13 protein-coding genes are annotated in these 14,970 nt (G+C 64.3%); 12 read left to right on the top strand and 1 reads right to left on the bottom strand.

Features of this window, described 5'->3' with window-relative positions; all coding sequences use genetic code 11:
• Window positions 1-126: 126 nt before the first annotated feature.
• The 10 genes from glcD to M1D78_RS19060 all read left to right on the top strand — a co-directional run bounded on the left by glcD (window position 127) and on the right by M1D78_RS19060 (window position 11,221).
• Window positions 127-1,626: a glycolate oxidase subunit GlcD gene (gene glcD / locus M1D78_RS19105; RefSeq protein ID WP_437421528.1), complete on the top strand. Its 1,500-nt coding sequence runs from the start codon at window positions 127-129 to the stop codon at window positions 1,624-1,626.
• Window positions 1,626-2,684 (top strand): glycolate oxidase subunit GlcE, encoded by a 1,059-nt coding sequence (gene glcE, locus M1D78_RS19100; protein ID WP_437421527.1) that lies wholly within the window; start codon window positions 1,626-1,628, stop codon window positions 2,682-2,684. The genes glcD and glcE overlap by 1 nt, the downstream gene beginning before the upstream one ends.
• 2 nt (window positions 2,685-2,686) lie before the next feature.
• Window positions 2,687-3,904, top strand: a complete 1,218-nt coding sequence (gene glcF, locus M1D78_RS19095) for a glycolate oxidase subunit GlcF (RefSeq protein WP_437421526.1) — start codon at window positions 2,687-2,689, stop codon at window positions 3,902-3,904.
• A 304-nt stretch (window positions 3,905-4,208) separates the two neighbouring features.
• Complete coding sequence (locus M1D78_RS19090) at window positions 4,209-4,613, top strand: heme-binding protein (RefSeq protein ID WP_437421525.1); 405 nt, start codon at window positions 4,209-4,211, stop codon at window positions 4,611-4,613.
• Window positions 4,614-4,635: 22 nt separating this feature from the next.
• Window positions 4,636-6,816, top strand: a complete 2,181-nt coding sequence (locus M1D78_RS19085; protein WP_437421524.1) for a malate synthase G — start codon at window positions 4,636-4,638, stop codon at window positions 6,814-6,816.
• Window positions 6,817-7,040: 224 nt separating this feature from the next.
• Window positions 7,041-8,750: an L-lactate permease gene (locus tag M1D78_RS19080; RefSeq protein ID WP_437421523.1), complete on the top strand. Its 1,710-nt coding sequence runs from the start codon at window positions 7,041-7,043 to the stop codon at window positions 8,748-8,750.
• A gap of 154 nt (window positions 8,751-8,904) precedes the next feature.
• Window positions 8,905-9,072 carry a rubredoxin gene (locus M1D78_RS19075; RefSeq protein WP_437421522.1) on the top strand — a complete coding sequence of 56 codons (168 nt, stop codon included), beginning with the start codon at window positions 8,905-8,907 and terminating at the stop codon, window positions 9,070-9,072.
• 1 nt (window position 9,073) lies between these two features.
• Window positions 9,074-10,273, top strand: a complete 1,200-nt coding sequence (locus M1D78_RS19070; protein ID WP_437421521.1) for an NAD(P)/FAD-dependent oxidoreductase — start codon at window positions 9,074-9,076, stop codon at window positions 10,271-10,273.
• A gap of 151 nt (window positions 10,274-10,424) precedes the next feature.
• Window positions 10,425-10,697 carry an HU family DNA-binding protein gene (locus M1D78_RS19065; RefSeq protein ID WP_014854330.1) on the top strand — a complete coding sequence of 91 codons (273 nt, stop codon included), beginning with the start codon at window positions 10,425-10,427 and terminating at the stop codon, window positions 10,695-10,697.
• Between the two features lie 137 nt (window positions 10,698-10,834).
• Window positions 10,835-11,221, top strand: coding sequence for an SCP2 sterol-binding domain-containing protein (locus tag M1D78_RS19060; RefSeq protein WP_437421520.1), 387 nt, complete (start codon window positions 10,835-10,837; stop codon window positions 11,219-11,221).
• Between the two features lie 54 nt (window positions 11,222-11,275).
• Here M1D78_RS19060 and M1D78_RS19055 read toward each other — a convergent pair whose 3' ends face one another.
• Entirely contained in the window at window positions 11,276-12,181 is a 906-nt protein-coding gene (locus tag M1D78_RS19055) for a LysR family transcriptional regulator (RefSeq protein ID WP_437421519.1), read from the bottom strand.
• Between the two features lie 179 nt (window positions 12,182-12,360).
• Between M1D78_RS19055 and M1D78_RS19050 the strand changes: the two genes are divergently transcribed.
• The gene (locus M1D78_RS19050; protein ID WP_437421518.1) at window positions 12,361-13,542 is read left to right on the top strand and encodes an acyl-CoA dehydrogenase; all 1,182 of its coding nucleotides are present in this window, start codon (window positions 12,361-12,363) and stop codon (window positions 13,540-13,542) included.
• Window positions 13,543-13,669: 127 nt separating this feature from the next.
• Entirely contained in the window at window positions 13,670-14,893 is a 1,224-nt protein-coding gene (locus tag M1D78_RS19045; protein WP_437421517.1) for a CaiB/BaiF CoA transferase family protein, read from the top strand.
• Window positions 14,894-14,970: the final 77 nt, after the last annotated feature.

Raw genomic sequence — 14,970 nt, 5'->3', positions numbered from 1 at the left:
CTTACGAAAGAAACTGGTAGGACCAGTGGTTTCCAATATGGACGGATGAGAACTGTCGGGCTAATGATGCGACAAACCACCGCAGCGGGCCGTGCGCGCGGTGAATCATCAAGAGCACCGACTGCCATGAATATCCTCTACGACGAACGCGTCGACGGTGAGCTGCCCAAGGTCGACAAGGCCGCCTTGCTGGCCGAGTTGCAGGCGCAGCTGCCGGGCATGGACATCCTCCATCGAGGCGAAGACCTCAAGCCCTACGAGTGCGACGGCCTGTCCGCTTACCGCACCACGCCGATGCTGGTGGTGTTGCCGGAGCGCGTCGAACAGGTCGAAACCCTGCTGAAGATTGCCCACAAGCGTGGCGTGCCGGTGGTGGCGCGTGGCGCAGGGACCGGACTTTCCGGCGGCGCGTTGCCGCTGGAGCAGGGCATCCTTCTGGTGATGGCGCGCTTCAACAAGATTCTCGAAGTCGACCCGGCCGGTCGTTTCGCCCGCGTTCAGCCCGGCGTACGCAACCTGGCGATCTCACAGGCGGCGGCGCCCTATGATTTGTACTACGCGCCCGATCCATCCTCGCAGATCGCTTGCTCCATTGGCGGCAACGTCGCTGAGAACGCCGGCGGCGTGCACTGCCTGAAATACGGGCTGACCGTACATAACCTGCTCAAGGTGGACATTCTCACCGTCGATGGCGAGCGCATGGTGCTTGGCTCCGATGCCCTGGATTCGCCGGGCTTCGACCTGCTGGCGCTGTTCACCGGTTCCGAAGGCATGCTCGGCATCGTCACCGAGGTGACGGTCAAACTGCTGCCCAAGCCGCAGGTGGCCAAGGTGCTGCTGGCGGCGTTCGACTCGGTGGAAAAGGCTGGCCGCGCCGTGGGCGACATCATCGCTGCCGGCATCATCCCCGGCGGCCTGGAAATGATGGACAACCTGTCGATCCGCGCCGCCGAAGACTTCATCCGTGCCGGCTACCCGGTGGACGCCGAGGCGATCCTGCTCTGCGAGCTGGACGGAGTCGAAGCGGACGTGCACGACGACTGCGCCCGCGTGGGCGAAGTGCTCAAGCTGGCCGGCGCCACCGAGGTACGGCTGGCAAAGGACGAGGCCGAGCGCGTCAAGTTCTGGGCCGGTCGCAAGAACGCCTTCCCGGCGGTCGGGCGCATCTCGCCGGACTACTACTGCATGGACGGCACCATTCCACGCCGCGAGCTGCCTGGCGTGCTCAAGGGCATCAGTGACCTGTCGGACGAGTACGGCCTGCGCGTCGCCAACGTATTCCATGCCGGTGACGGCAACATGCACCCGTTGATCCTCTTCGATGCCAACACCGAAGGCGAGCTGGAACGCGCCGAGGCGCTGGGCGGCAAGATTCTCGAGCTCTGCGTCAAGGTCGGTGGTTCGATTACCGGCGAGCACGGCGTCGGCCGCGAAAAGATCAACCAGATGTGTTCGCAGTTCAACGCCGACGAGCTGACCCTGTTCCATGCCGTGAAGGCGGCCTTCGACCCCAGCGGCCTGCTCAACCCCGGCAAGAACATCCCGACGCTGCACCGCTGCGCCGAATTCGGCGGCATGCACGTCCATGGCGGGCAGTTGCCCTTCCCTGAACTGGAGCGCTTCTGATGACGGTTTCCTTCGACGACAGCCAGCAGCTGCTCGACCACGTCAACCAGGCGTTGGCCAGCAACACCCCGCTGCGTATTCAGGGCGGTGGCAGCAAGGCGTTTCTCGGTCGTGAAGTCCAGGGCACGCCGCTCGACACCCGTGCCCATCGCGGCATCGTCAGCTATGACCCGACCGAGTTGGTGATCAGCGTTCGCGCCGGCACCCCGCTGGCTGAGCTGGAGGCCGCGCTCGACGAGGCCAACCAGATGCTGCCCTGCGAGCCACCGCACCTGGGCGAAGGTGCCACCGTGGGCGGCATGATCGCGACCGGCCTGTCCGGCCCGCGGCGCCCCTGGAGTGGCTCGGTGCGCGACTTCGTGCTGGGCTCGCGGGTCATCACCGGCCACGGCAAGCACCTGCGTTTCGGCGGCGAGGTGATGAAAAACGTCGCTGGCTACGACCTGTCGCGCCTGATGGCCGGCAGCTTCGGCTGCCTCGGCCTGCTCACCGAAGTCTCGCTCAAGGTACTGCCCAAGCCGCGCCTTTCGCGCAGCTTGCGGGTGGACATGCCGGTCGATCGCGCGCTGCTCAAGCTGGCCGAATGGGGTCAGCAACCCGTACCAATCACCGCGGCGAGCCATGACGGCCAGGCGCTGCATCTGCGCCTGGAAGGCGGCGAAGGTTCGGTCAATGCCGCCTGCGACCGTATCGGTGGCGAGACGCTGGAGGCCGGCTATTGGAACGACCTGCGCGAACAGCGCCTGGGCTTCTTCAGCGACGCGCGCCCGCTGTGGCGCCTCTCGTTGCCCACCGATACCCCGGAGCTGGCGTTGCCTGGTGAGCAGCTGATCGACTGGGCCGGCGCCCAGCGTTGGCTGAAATCCGATGCCGACGCACAGATCATTCGCGCCATCGTCAGTGAAGTAGGCGGTCATGCCACCTGTTTCACCGCTGGCGCCACGGCGAGTCCGTTTCAGCCTTTGGCCGAGCCGTTGCTGCGCTATCACCGCCAGCTGAAAGCCGCGCTGGACCCGCAGGGGATCTTCAACCCCGGCCGTATGTATTCCGAGGTCTGACCATGCAAACCAATCTGAGTGAAGCCGCGAAGAAGCTGCCGCGCGCCGAGGAAGCCGAGAGCATCCTGCGCTCCTGCGTGCATTGCGGTTTCTGCAACGCTACTTGCCCGACCTACCAGCTGCTCGGAGACGAGCTGGATGGCCCGCGCGGGCGCATCTATTTGATGAAGCAGATGCTCGAAGGCGGTGAGGTTACCGAGGCCACCCAGACTCACCTGGATCGCTGCCTGACCTGCCGTAACTGTGAAACCACCTGCCCCTCTGGCGTGCAGTATCACAATCTGCTGGATATCGGTCGCGACTTCATGGAGCAGCAGGTGCCGCGCTCGGCGCGTGAGCGTCTGTTGCGCACCGGCCTGCGCACGGTGATCCCACGTCCGGGCTTGTTCAAAAGTCTGCTCAGCACCGGTAACGCGCTGCGTCCGTTGATGCCCGCGACACTCAAGGCGCACATGCCGCGCAAGGTCACTCCGGCCAAGCCGCGCCCCCAGGTGCTGCATGCCCGCCGCGTATTGATTCTCGAAGGCTGCGTGCAGCCGAGCCTGTCGCCCAACACCAATGCCGCCACCGCGCGGGTGCTCGATCGCCTGGGTATCAGCGTGACGACTGCGCGCGAAGCGGGCTGCTGCGGCGCGGTGGACTATCACCTGAATGCGCAGGAAGCAGGCCTGGACCGTGCACGGCGCAACATCGAAGCCTGGTGGCCGGCCATCGAAGGCGGTGCTGAAGCCATCGTTCAGACGGCCAGCGGTTGCGGCGCCTTCATCAAGGACTACGGTCATTTACTACGGAACGACCCGGCCTATGCGACCAAGGCCGCGCGGGTCAGCGCGCTGGCCAAGGATCTGGTGGAGGTGATGCGCAGCGCCGAGCTTGAGCGCCTGAAGGTCGAGACCGACAAGCGCATGGCCTTTCATTGCCCCTGCACCCTGCAGCACGCACAGAAGCTCGGCGGCGCGGTCGAAGACGTGCTCACCCGGCTCGGCTTCCACCTCACCGCGGTGCCGGATGCGCATCTGTGCTGCGGATCGGCGGGCAGCTATTCGATCACCCAACCGGAGATCTCCCACCAGTTGCGCGACAACAAGCTCAATGCGCTGGAAAGCGGCCAGCCGGAAGTGATCGTCACCGCCAACATCGGTTGCCAGACACACCTCGACGGTGCCGGCCGCACGCCGGTGCGGCACTGGATCGAGATCGTCGAGGAGGCGATGGGGTGACCCGACCACCCCTCACCCCGGCCCTCTCCCCAGAGGGGCGAGGGAGCAAGGCGGCGCGTGCGCGAATTCGGCGTGGTGCTGGCCACAGCACGGCGCAACCATCCCCTCTCCCCGCTGGGGAGAGGGTTAGGGTGAGGGGAAAGCGGCCCACACCGAGTGCCAGGCCGCACACCGGAGCGGCTCTGGAGCATGGACTCCACGCTTACCGGAGCAAGGACCGCAGTTAAACGATGCATCAATAGCGAGCAGGCTCGCTGCAACACAAGTACGCGCCGTGACGCACCTCGAATCGACAGGAGAAAACATGAAAACCAAAGCCATGCTGACCCAGACCGAAGTGACCGCCATCCTGGCCGCCGCGCGCAGCGAAGCGCAGAACAACGGCTGGGCCGTGACCATCGTGGTCGCCGACGACGGCGGCCACCCGCTGGCGCTGGAACGTCTGGACGGCTGTGCGCCGATCGCCTCCTACATCGCCACCGAAAAGGCGCGCAGCGCCGCGGTGGGGCGTCGCGAAACCAAGGGCTACGAAGACATGGTCAACGGCGGGCGCAACGCTTTCCTGTCCGCCCCGGTGGTCTGCTCGCTGGAAGGTGGCGTGCCGGTGATCGTCGACGGGCAGGTGATCGGTTCGGTCGGCGTCTCCGGCGTGACGGCCGCCCAGGATGCCCAGATCGCCAAGGCCGGCGTTGCCGCTGTCGCCAACTGATTCGGAAAAGGAGAACAACAGCATGACCGAGCGCGTAACCCTGGGCCGGCTCCAAGTCGCGGCCAACCTGCAACGCTTTATCGAAGACGAAGTTCTGCCGGGCACCGGCGTTGAGGTAGAAGCCTTCTGGAAGGGCTTCGATCAGTTGGTTCACGACCTGGCACCGAAGAACCGCGCCCTGCTGGCCGAGCGCGACCGCCTGCAGGTCGAGCTGGACAACTGGCATCGCAGCAATCCCGGCCCGATCAGCGACATGCCGGCTTACCGCCGCTTCCTCGAATCCATCGGCTACCTGCAGCCCGAGCCGGGCGAGGTGAAGATCAGCACCAGCAACGTCGACAGCGAGATCGCCACTCAGGCCGGCCCGCAGCTCGTCGTGCCGATCGGCAATGCGCGTTACGCGCTGAATGCTGCCAACGCCCGCTGGGGCTCGCTGTATGACGCGCTCTACGGCACCGACGCCATCAGCGAAGAGAACGGCGCACAGAAGGGGCCGGGCTACAACGAAGTGCGCGGCGCCAAGGTCATCGCCTTCGCGCGCAACTTCCTCGATCAGGCCGCCCCATTGGCTGAAGGCAGCCACGCAGACTCGGTCAGCTACCGGGTGCAGGACGGCGCGCTCAAGGTCACGCTGGAAAACGGCAGCGTTACCGAGCTCAAGCAGCCCGAGAAATTCGTGGGCTATCAGGGCGAAGCTGTCGAGCCGACTGCGATCCTGCTGAAGAACAACGGCCTGCACGTCGAGATCCAGATCGATCCGAACAGCCCGATCGGCCAGACCGACGCTGCCGGCGTGAAGGATCTGCTGATGGAGGCCGCCGTCACCACCATCATGGACTGCGAGGATTCCACCGCCGCGGTCGATGCCGACGACAAGGTGCTGGTCTACCGCAACTGGCTGGGCCTGATGAAGGGCGATCTGGTCGAAGACCTGGAGAAGGGCGGCAAGCGTATCACCCGTCGCCTTAACGCCGATCGTGAATACACCGCCGCCGACGGCTCCAACCTGAAGCTGCACGGCCGTTCGCTGCTGTTCATCCGCAACGTTGGTCACCTGATGACCAACCCGGCGATCATCGACGGCGAAGGCCACGAGATTCCCGAGGGCATCATGGACGGCGTGGTCACCAGCCTGATCGCTCTGCACGATCAGCAGCGCAAGGGCAACTCGCGCACCGGCTCGATGTACATCGTCAAACCGAAAATGCACGGACCGGCCGAGGTCGCCTTCGCCGACGAGCTGTTCGGTCGCGTCGAAGACCTGATCGGCCTGCCGCGTTATACGCTCAAGGTCGGCATCATGGACGAGGAGCGCCGCACCAGCGTCAACCTCAAGGCCTGCATCGGCGCAGCGAAGAACCGCGTGGCCTTCATCAACACCGGCTTCCTCGACCGTACCGGCGATGAGATGCACAGCATCATGGAAGCCGGCGCCGTGCTGCGTAAGGGCGACATGAAAGGTACCGCCTGGATCCAGGCCTACGAGCGCAACAACGTGCTGGTCGGCCTGAATTGCGGCCTGCGGGGCAAGGCGCAGATCGGCAAGGGCATGTGGGCCATGCCGGACCTGATGGCCGCCATGCTCGAGCAGAAGATCGCCCACCCCAAGGCCGGCGCCAACACCGCCTGGGTACCATCACCGACTGGCGCCACGCTGCATGCGCTGCATTACCACCAGGTCGACGTCCAGGCGGTCCAGGCCGAGCTGGAGAAGATCGATCTGGCCGCCGAGCGCGACAAGCTGACTAATGACCTGCTGACCATCCCGGTCGCGCCGGAGCGCAACTGGTCGGCCGCGGAGATCCAGCAGGAGCTGGACAACAACTGCCAGGGCATCCTCGGCTACGTAGTGCGCTGGGTCGAACAGGGCGTCGGTTGCTCCAAGGTGCCAGACATCCATGACGTCGGCCTTATGGAGGACCGCGCCACGCTGCGTATCTCCAGCCAGCACCTGGCCAACTGGCTGCGTCATGGCGTGGTCGACGAGGCGCAGGTTCGCGAAACGCTGGAGCGCATGGCCAAGGTGGTCGACCAGCAGAACGCGGGCGATCCGGCCTACCGTCCGATGGCGGGCAACTATTCTCAGTCAGCAGCGTTCCAGGCGGCCTGTGATCTGGTGTTCAAGGGTCGCGAGCAGCCGAGCGGCTACACAGAGCCGCTGCTGCATGCCTGGCGTCAGCGCTTCAAGCAGCAGGCCGGTTGAGCGTTATCAGCCGGACAGTCGGCGGTCAGCATTTGTTGATCACCGACGTGATTTGACGAGCCCCGGGCGCCTTTCAGCGCTCGGGGCTTTCGAGCAAGAGGGGCCGGCCAACATGACCTGTTGGTCAGTCGCTCGGACTGAGGTGACACGTTCATTTCAGCCATGCGTGGGACCGGGCTTTCCCGGATAGAAGTGGTTCACAACAAAAAACAAGGAACCCAACAATGAGTCAGACACTGCTGTCCATACTGGCCTTCGTGCCGCTGGTGCTGGCGGGGGTACTGCTGATCGGCTTTCGCTGGCCGGCCAAGTACGCAATGCCGCTGGTTTTCGTGCTCACTGCGTTGATCGGCCTCCTGGCCTGGGACATGACCTTCAACCGGGTCCTGGCTTCCACGCTGCAAGGTCTGATTCTTACCGCCGCGATCCTCTGGATCATCTTCGGCGCCATCCTGTTGCTCAACACGCTCAAGCATTCCGGGGGGATCGCATCCATTCGCCGGGGCTTCGCCAACGTCAGCCCCGACAAGCGCGTTCAGGTGCTGATCGTGGCTTGGCTGTTCGGCTGCTTCATCGAAGGGGCGTCGGGCTTCGGTACGCCGGCCGCCGTCGCGGCGCCGCTGCTCGTGGCACTGGGCTTCCCGGCGCTGACCGCGGTCGTGCTCGGCATGATGGTGCAATCCACGCCCGTGTCGTTCGGTGCGGTGGGAACGCCGATTCTGGTGGGTGTTGCCGGTGGCCTCGACCAAGCCACGCTAGGCGGCCAGCTCACAGCCGCGGGCAGCAGCTGGGAGGTGTTCTTCCACCTGATCTTCTCCCGCGTGGCGATCATCCATGCGCTGTGCGGCATCCTCATGCCGCTGATCATGATCTGCATCATGACCCGCTTCTTCGGCCGTAACCGCTCCTGGAGCGAAGGCCTCGCAATGGCACCGTTCGCCATCTTCACCGGGCTGGCGTTCGTGATTCCCTATGCGGCGGCTGGCGTGTTCCTCGGGCCGGAATTCCCTTCGATGATCGGTGCGCTGATTGGCCTCGCCATCGTGGTGCCGGCGGCCAAGGCGGGCTTCCTGCTGCCCAAGTCCAGCTGGGATTTCGCCCCGGCCAGCGAGTGGCCGGTGGAGTGGATGGGCAAGATCGAGATGAAGATCGAGGACGTCGCCGGACGCACGCCGATCTCCGTGCCGATGGCCTGGGCGCCGTACTTGCTGCTGGCGGCCTTCCTCGTAATCTCGCGTGTGTTCCCCGGTGTGAAGGCTGCACTGATGTCGGTCAGCTTCGGCTGGAAGGACATCCTCGGTGAAACGGGCGTCTCCGGAACCCTGGAGCCGCTCTATCTACCGGGTGGAATCCTCTGCATGGTGGTTCTGGTGACCTTCTTCCTGCATCGGATGAAGGCCGCTCAGCTGGGCGCGGCGATCTCCGAATCGAGCAAGACGCTGCTGGGTGCGGGCTTCGTGCTCATCTTCACCATTCCGATGGTGCGGATTCTGATCAACTCCGGCGTTAACGGGTCGGACCTGGTTTCGATGCCGGTGGCGATGGCGCAGCTGGTCGCGAACAGCGTTGGAAGTGTCTACCCGTTCTTCGCGCCGGCCGTCGGTGCGCTGGGTGCGTTCATTGCCGGCTCCAACACCGTCTCCAACCTGATGTTGTCGCAGTTCCAGTTCAACACGGCGGGGCTGCTCGGCATCTCCGGCGCGTTGATGGTGGCGCTGCAGTCAGTGGGTGCTGCCGCGGGCAACATGATCGCGATTCACAACGTGGTTGCGGCGTCGGCCACGGTCGGCTTGCTCGGCCGCGAAGGCATCACGCTTCGCAAGACCATGTTGCCGACGCTGTACTACCTCGTACTGGCCGGCACCATCGGCCTGATCGGCTTCTATGTGATGGGTATCAGCGATCCGCTGGTGGGCATCGCCAACGGAAGCTGATAGCGCTGTGACACCGAACGGGCGGCCCAGGCCGCCCGTTTCCTTTGGTGCAGGAAAAGCACGCGCGGCGTTGTCCTTAATCCGAGCGGGCCATTTGGCGCTTTCCGCGGTTCTGTTATAGCGTCAGCGCAACCGAGACTGATCGAGGTGAATAATGAAGAAGTGGCAATGCGTGGTATGCGGTTTCATCTACGACGAGGCCGAAGGCTGGCCGGACGAAGGCATCGCGCCGGGCACCCGTTGGGAAGACGTACCCGAAGACTGGCTCTGCCCTGATTGTGGCGTCGGCAAGATGGACTTCGAAATGATTGCGATCGGCTGATATGAATGCATCGAACGATATGGCGCCGCTGGTCATCATCGGCACCGGGCTGGCGGGCTATAACCTCGCCCGGGAGTTTCGCAAGCTCGACAGCGAGACGCCGCTGCTCCTGATCACGGCGGACGATGGCCGCTCCTATTCCAAACCCATGCTCTCCACCGGCTTCGCCATGAACAAGGACGCAGACGCGCTGGGCATGATGACGGTCGGGCAGATGGCCATTCAGCTCGACGCCGAGATCCGCACCCACACGCGCGTTACCCGGCTCGAGCCGCAAGCGCGTCGCGTGTGGATTGGCAACGAGCCAGTCGCGTATCGCGACCTGGTGATCGCCTGGGGCGCGCAAACTATTTCGGTGCCGGTTGCGGGCGACGCGCAGGATGCGATCTACCCAATCAACGACCTGCTCGACTACGGCCGTTTCCGCGAGGCCGCACAGGGCAAGCGGCGGGTGCTGATCCTTGGCGCCGGGTTGATTGGCTGTGAGTTCGCCAACGACCTGCTGCAGGGCGGCTACGAGGTGGAGCTGGTGGCGCCCTGTGACCAGATCATGCCATCCCTGTTGCCACCGGAACCGGCTGCAGCGGTCCGGCGCGGGCTTGAGTCGCTGGGCGCACGCTTTCACCTGGGGCCGGTGCTCCAACGCCTCGACCGCGAAGGCGATACCTTGCAGGCGAGCCTGTCCGATGGCCAACGCATCCCCTGCGACCTGGTCGTCAGCGCTGTCGGCCTGCGCCCGCGTATCGAGCTGGCCGAGGCAGCAGGACTGAACGTCAATCGCGGCATCGAGGTGGATCGCCAGCTGCGAACCTCGGCTGACCACGTCTATGCGCTGGGCGACTGCGCCGAGGTCGAAGGGCTCAATCTGCTCTACGTGATGCCATTGATGAGTGGGGTGCGCGCGCTTGCCCGCACGCTGGCCGGCCAGCCGACGCCGGTCACTTACGGCCCGATGCCGATCACGGTCAAGACGCCGGTCTGTCCGCTGGTGGTTTCGCCGCCCGCCGTGGGCAGTGAAGGCGCTTGGCAGGTCGAAGGCGAGGGCAACGACCTGCAAGCCGAGTACCGCGGCGCAGACGGCCGGCTGCTGGGCTATGCGCTCACCGGAACGGCCGTTCAGGCGCGCCTGGCCTTGAACAAGCAGCTGCCGCCAGTGCTGGCGGAAGTACCGCAGGTTCTGTCGTTTAAGACGTCGGATTGACCGTTCAAAGCGCTGGCGGGGGCTGGCGCGAGTGCTAGCAGCGTGCCATTCTCCTAGAGCGCTGCCGCACGCTAGAGCCGCTGCAGCGCCTTGTAACCCACGGTTCGGAGAACCGTGGACACAACAACAATAAAGTCTAAAGAGGCTACCTATGCGCAAACCGGAACTCGCAGCCGCCATCGCCGAAAAGGCCGATCTCACTAAGGATCAGGCCAATCGGGTCCTTAATGCCGTTCTCGATGAAATCACCAACGCGCTCAACCGCAAGGACAGCGTGACCCTGGTTGGTTTTGGCACCTTCCTGCAACGCCACCGTGGCGCCCGCACCGGAAAGAATCCCCAGACAGGTGAGCCCGTCACCATCAAGGCCAGTAACACCGTGGCCTTCAAGCCGGGAAAGATGTTGAAAGACGCGATCAACTGACCTCGCCTGGCCCCGGGGCCGCCCAGGCTCCGGGTCAGCTTGACCGAACGGTCCGCTCTGGACCGGCCTGTTCTCCCGCTTCCACCGCCCGAACCAGCCGCTACAATCCCGTTTTTTCTGCCACGGTCGGCCCGTTCATGAAATTTCGCTTTCTCCTCTGGATGCTTGGCCGTCTGATGACCAAGGCCAGCCGCACCAACCCCGACTTTCAGAAGCAACTCGGCGACAAGGCTTTGACCTTTCAGCTCCACACCCTGGACGGCAAGGTTGCCCGACATTACGTAGTGAAAGACCAGCGCATGACCCACCATGCCGGCCCAGCCACCGATCCGGCCTTTGCCATCGGCTTCAAGGACAGCGCCTACGGCTTCGCCACCCTGAACGCCAAGAACAAGCAGCTGGCGTTCATGCAGGGCATTCAGGACAAGCACATTCAGATCCAGGGTAATCCCGCCTTGGTGATGTGGTTCCAAGGCCTGACCAAATACCTCAAGCCCCGCAAGCCGAAGCCCGCTGCGGTCTGATCGCCCCCGCCCAGCGAGGCGGTTCGCTCATCGCGTGCCCGGCCTGAGTGACGGCTAGACCGACTGCGCCACCCAGGCGCGCGCTTCGTCCAGCAACCAGTCTCGAAAAGCATTCAGCGCCGCCGATTCCACGCGGCGCTCTGGGATCATCAGGTGATAGGCCTGGCCTTCGCGGCGGTACGCGTGCGGATGAGCGATTACCAGGCGTTGCTCGGCCAGCTCGCGCTGAATCAGAAACGGCGGAATCAGCGCTACCCCCATCTGGTGTTCGGCCGCCTGCGCCAGCATGGAAAACAGTTCCAGGCGTGGGCCGGTCATGTCGCGCGCGACTTTCATGCCCAGAGAGTCGAACCACTGCCGCCAGGCGTAGGGGCGGGTGGTCTGTTGCAGGAGCGGCATGTCGGCAATCCGCGTAGCCGTGAGCGAGCCGGCGCCGCCCAGCAGGGCCGGGCTGCACACGGGCACCGAGTGCTCGGGCATCAACGGATAAGCCACGGTGCCGGACCAGTCGCCATCACCGAAATAGATGGCTGCATCGAACTCGGTATCGGCGAAGAGAAACGGGCGGGTGCGGTTGGTCAGGTTGACGGTAATTTCCGGATGCATTTGCTGGAACTGATGCAGGCGCGGCAGTAGCCACTGGGTGCCAAAGGTGGGCACCAGTGCCAGCTCAATCGTCTGCGCGCCCTGCTGGCCCATCACCGAAAGCGTGTCGCGCTCGACCGCATCGAGCTGCGTGGCCACTCGGCGTGCATAGGACTGGCCCGCTTCGGTCAGCTTCACGCCGCGGCGTGAGCGGCGGAACAGTTCGAGCCCTAGAAACTCCTCGAGACCACCAATCTGTCGGCAGATCGCGCTTTGCGTCAGCGACAGCTCCTCAGCGGCGCGGGTGAAGCTTTGATGACGCGCAGCGGCCTCGAAGGCGATAAGCGCGGCGGTGCTTGGTATTTTGCGGCGCATTATGCGGCAGCCTCACTAAACTCGGTCCTGATCGGGCGAAGAGCATACGTTTTAGTGCGCTTTACGCACAGGTGTTTGCGAATAACTCGTTTGCCGCCTCGCGCCCCTGCTTCTAGCATCCGTCCTATCGACCACGTCGGGCGTCGCTCGACGTACCGCTTCCAACAAGAGGACCTCCCATGGCCGGCACCGCAAGCTTCAACTGGATCGACCCGCTGCTGCTCGACCAGCAGCTCACCGAAGACGAGCGCATGGTGCGTGACAGTGCCGCGCAGTTCTGTGCCGACAAGCTGGCGCCGCGGGTGCTGGAGGCATTCCGTCATGAAAAGACCGACCCGGCCATTTTCCGCGAGATGGGCGAGACCGGCCTGCTCGGTGCGACCATCCCTGAAGCCTACGGTGGCAGCGGGTTGAACTATGTGTGCTACGGCCTGATTGCGCGCGAGGTCGAGCGCGTCGATTCCGGCTACCGCTCGATGATGAGCGTGCAGTCCTCTCTGGTGATGGTGCCGATCAATGAATTCGGCAACGAAGAAACCAAGCAGAAGTACCTGCCCAAGCTGGCCAGCGGCGAATACATCGGCTGCTTCGGTCTGACCGAGCCGAACCACGGCTCCGATCCGGGCTCTATGGTCACGCGTGCCAAGAAGGTCGACGGCGGCTATCGGCTGTCCGGCAGCAAGATGTGGATCACCAACAGCCCGATCGCCGATGTTTTCTTGGTGTGGGCCAAGGATGATGATGGCGCTATCCGTGGCTTCGTGCTCGAGAAGGGCTGGGAAGGCCTCAGCGCGCCGGCGATCCACGGCAAGGTCGGCTTGCGCGCTTCGATCACCGGCGAGATCGTGATGGACAACGTGTTCTGCCCCGAAGAAAACGCCTTCCCGGACGTGCGTGGCCTGAAGGGCCCATTCACCTGCCTGAACAGCGCGCGCTACGGCATCAGCTGGGGCGCACTGGGCGCTGCCGAATTCTGCTGGCATACCGCCCGGCAATACGTGCTGGACCGCAACCAGTTCGGCCGCCCGCTGGCTGCCAATCAGCTGATCCAGAAGAAGCTGGCCGACATGCAGACCGAGATCACGTTGGCGCTTCAGGGCTGCCTGCGCCTCGGCCGTATGAAGGACGAAGGCACCGCGGCGGTGGAAATTACCTCGATCATGAAGCGCAACAGCTGTGGCAAGGCGCTCGACGTGGCGCGCATGGCCCGCGACATGATGGGCGGCAACGGCATCAGCGATGAGTTCGGCGTGGCCCGTCACCTGGTCAACCTCGAGGTGGTGAACACCTATGAAGGCACGCATGACGTGCATGCGCTGATCCTGGGTCGCGCGCAGACGGGCATCCAGGCGTTCTTCTAAGCGGGACGTCGATGTGGGGCGAGCAAGCTCGCTCCCACACAAGGCTCAACTGCTGTAGGTGGGCGCACTCGTGTGCGCCATCTAGCAAGCGATCACGTTTTACCCCATCCGCTACTGAGAGACCTCTATGTCCGGCGCTCTTTCCCACATCCGCGTCCTCGACCTGTCGCGCGTGCTCGCCGGCCCCTGGTGCGGGCAGATCCTCGGTGACCTTGGCGCCGAGGTGATCAAGGTCGAGCGTCCGCGCACGGGCGATGACACCCGTCACTGGGGGCCGCCGTACTTGAAAGACCAGCAGGGCGAAAACACCTCAGAAGCGGCTTATTTCCTGTCAGCCAACCGCAACAAGCAGTCGCTGACGCTGGATTTCACCCAGCCTGAAGGCCAGCGCATCATCCGTGAGCTGGTCGAACGGTGCGATGTGCTGCTGGAAAATTTCAAAGTCGGCGGGTTGGCGGCGTACGGGCTGGACTATGAAAGCCTGAAAGCCATCAACCCGCGGCTGATCTATTGCTCGATCACCGGTTTCGGCAGCGACGGCCCCTACGCCGGGCGGGCCGGTTACGACTTCATGATCCAGGGCATGGGTGGGCTGATGAGCCTGACCGGGCGTAGCGATGCGGAGGAGGGCGCCGGGCCGGTAAAGGCGGGCGTGGCACTGACCGACATCCTCACCGGGCTCTATGCCACGGTCGGCGTGCTCGCCGCGTTGAATCACCGCGAGCAAACGGGTGTCGGCCAGCATGTCGAAACGGCGCTGCTGGACGTGCAGGTCGCCTGCCTGGCCAACCAGGCGATGAACTATCTCACCACCGGCGTGGCACCCAAGCGCATGGGCAATGCGCACCCGAACATCGTGCCCTACCAGGACTTCCCGACAGCCGACGGTGACATCATTCTCACCATCGGTAACGACGGCCAGTTCCGCAAGTTCGCCGAGGTGGCGGGGCATGCTGAATGGGCGAGTGATCCGCGTTTTACCAACAACAAGGCGCGGGTGGCGCACCGCGCCGAGCTGATCCCGCTGATTCGCCAGGCCACGGTGTTCCGCACCACCGCCGAGTGGGTTGCCCTGCTGGAAGCGGCCGGCGTGCCTTGCGGGCCGATCAACGACTTGTCCCAGGTATTCGCGGACCCGCAGGTACAGGCGCGGGGCCTGCGTCTGGACTTGCCACATCCGCTGGCTGGCAGCGTGCCGCAAGTGGCGAGCCCGCTCCGGCTGTCCGAATCGCCAGTGAGCTATCGCAAGGCGCCGCCACTGCTGGGCGAGCACAGCGAAGCGGTGCTGCAGAACGTGCTGGGGTTGAGCTTCGAAAAGATCCTGTCCCTGCGGCAGTCCGGCGTGATCTGAACGCGTGATCAGCGGTCGCTGCCCGATCTGGACCGCCAGCACACGAGCTCCGCACGGGCTTGCTACGCGAAGATTAG

The sequence above is a fragment of the Pseudomonas sp. SA195 genome, assembly GCF_054131565.1.
This window is presented reverse-complemented; position numbering and strand designations above follow the sequence as displayed.

Coding starts and splice junctions, on each gene's coding strand:
- M1D78_RS19045 (WP_437421517.1), top strand. CDS start 13,670: ATGTCCGGCGCTCTTTCCCACATCCGCGTCCTCGACCTGTCGCGCGTG.
- M1D78_RS19085 (WP_437421524.1), top strand. CDS start 4,636: ATGACCGAGCGCGTAACCCTGGGCCGGCTCCAAGTCGCGGCCAACCTG.
- glcE (WP_437421527.1), top strand. CDS start 1,626: ATGACGGTTTCCTTCGACGACAGCCAGCAGCTGCTCGACCACGTCAAC.
- M1D78_RS19060 (WP_437421520.1), top strand. CDS start 10,835: ATGAAATTTCGCTTTCTCCTCTGGATGCTTGGCCGTCTGATGACCAAG.
- M1D78_RS19090 (WP_437421525.1), top strand. CDS start 4,209: ATGAAAACCAAAGCCATGCTGACCCAGACCGAAGTGACCGCCATCCTG.
- glcD (WP_437421528.1), top strand. CDS start 127: ATGAATATCCTCTACGACGAACGCGTCGACGGTGAGCTGCCCAAGGTC.
- M1D78_RS19070 (WP_437421521.1), top strand. CDS start 9,074: ATGAATGCATCGAACGATATGGCGCCGCTGGTCATCATCGGCACCGGG.
- M1D78_RS19075 (WP_437421522.1), top strand. CDS start 8,905: ATGAAGAAGTGGCAATGCGTGGTATGCGGTTTCATCTACGACGAGGCC.
- glcF (WP_437421526.1), top strand. CDS start 2,687: ATGCAAACCAATCTGAGTGAAGCCGCGAAGAAGCTGCCGCGCGCCGAG.
- M1D78_RS19050 (WP_437421518.1), top strand. CDS start 12,361: ATGGCCGGCACCGCAAGCTTCAACTGGATCGACCCGCTGCTGCTCGAC.
- M1D78_RS19080 (WP_437421523.1), top strand. CDS start 7,041: ATGAGTCAGACACTGCTGTCCATACTGGCCTTCGTGCCGCTGGTGCTG.
- M1D78_RS19065 (WP_014854330.1), top strand. CDS start 10,425: ATGCGCAAACCGGAACTCGCAGCCGCCATCGCCGAAAAGGCCGATCTC.
- M1D78_RS19055 (WP_437421519.1), bottom strand. CDS start 12,181: ATGCGCCGCAAAATACCAAGCACCGCCGCGCTTATCGCCTTCGAGGCC.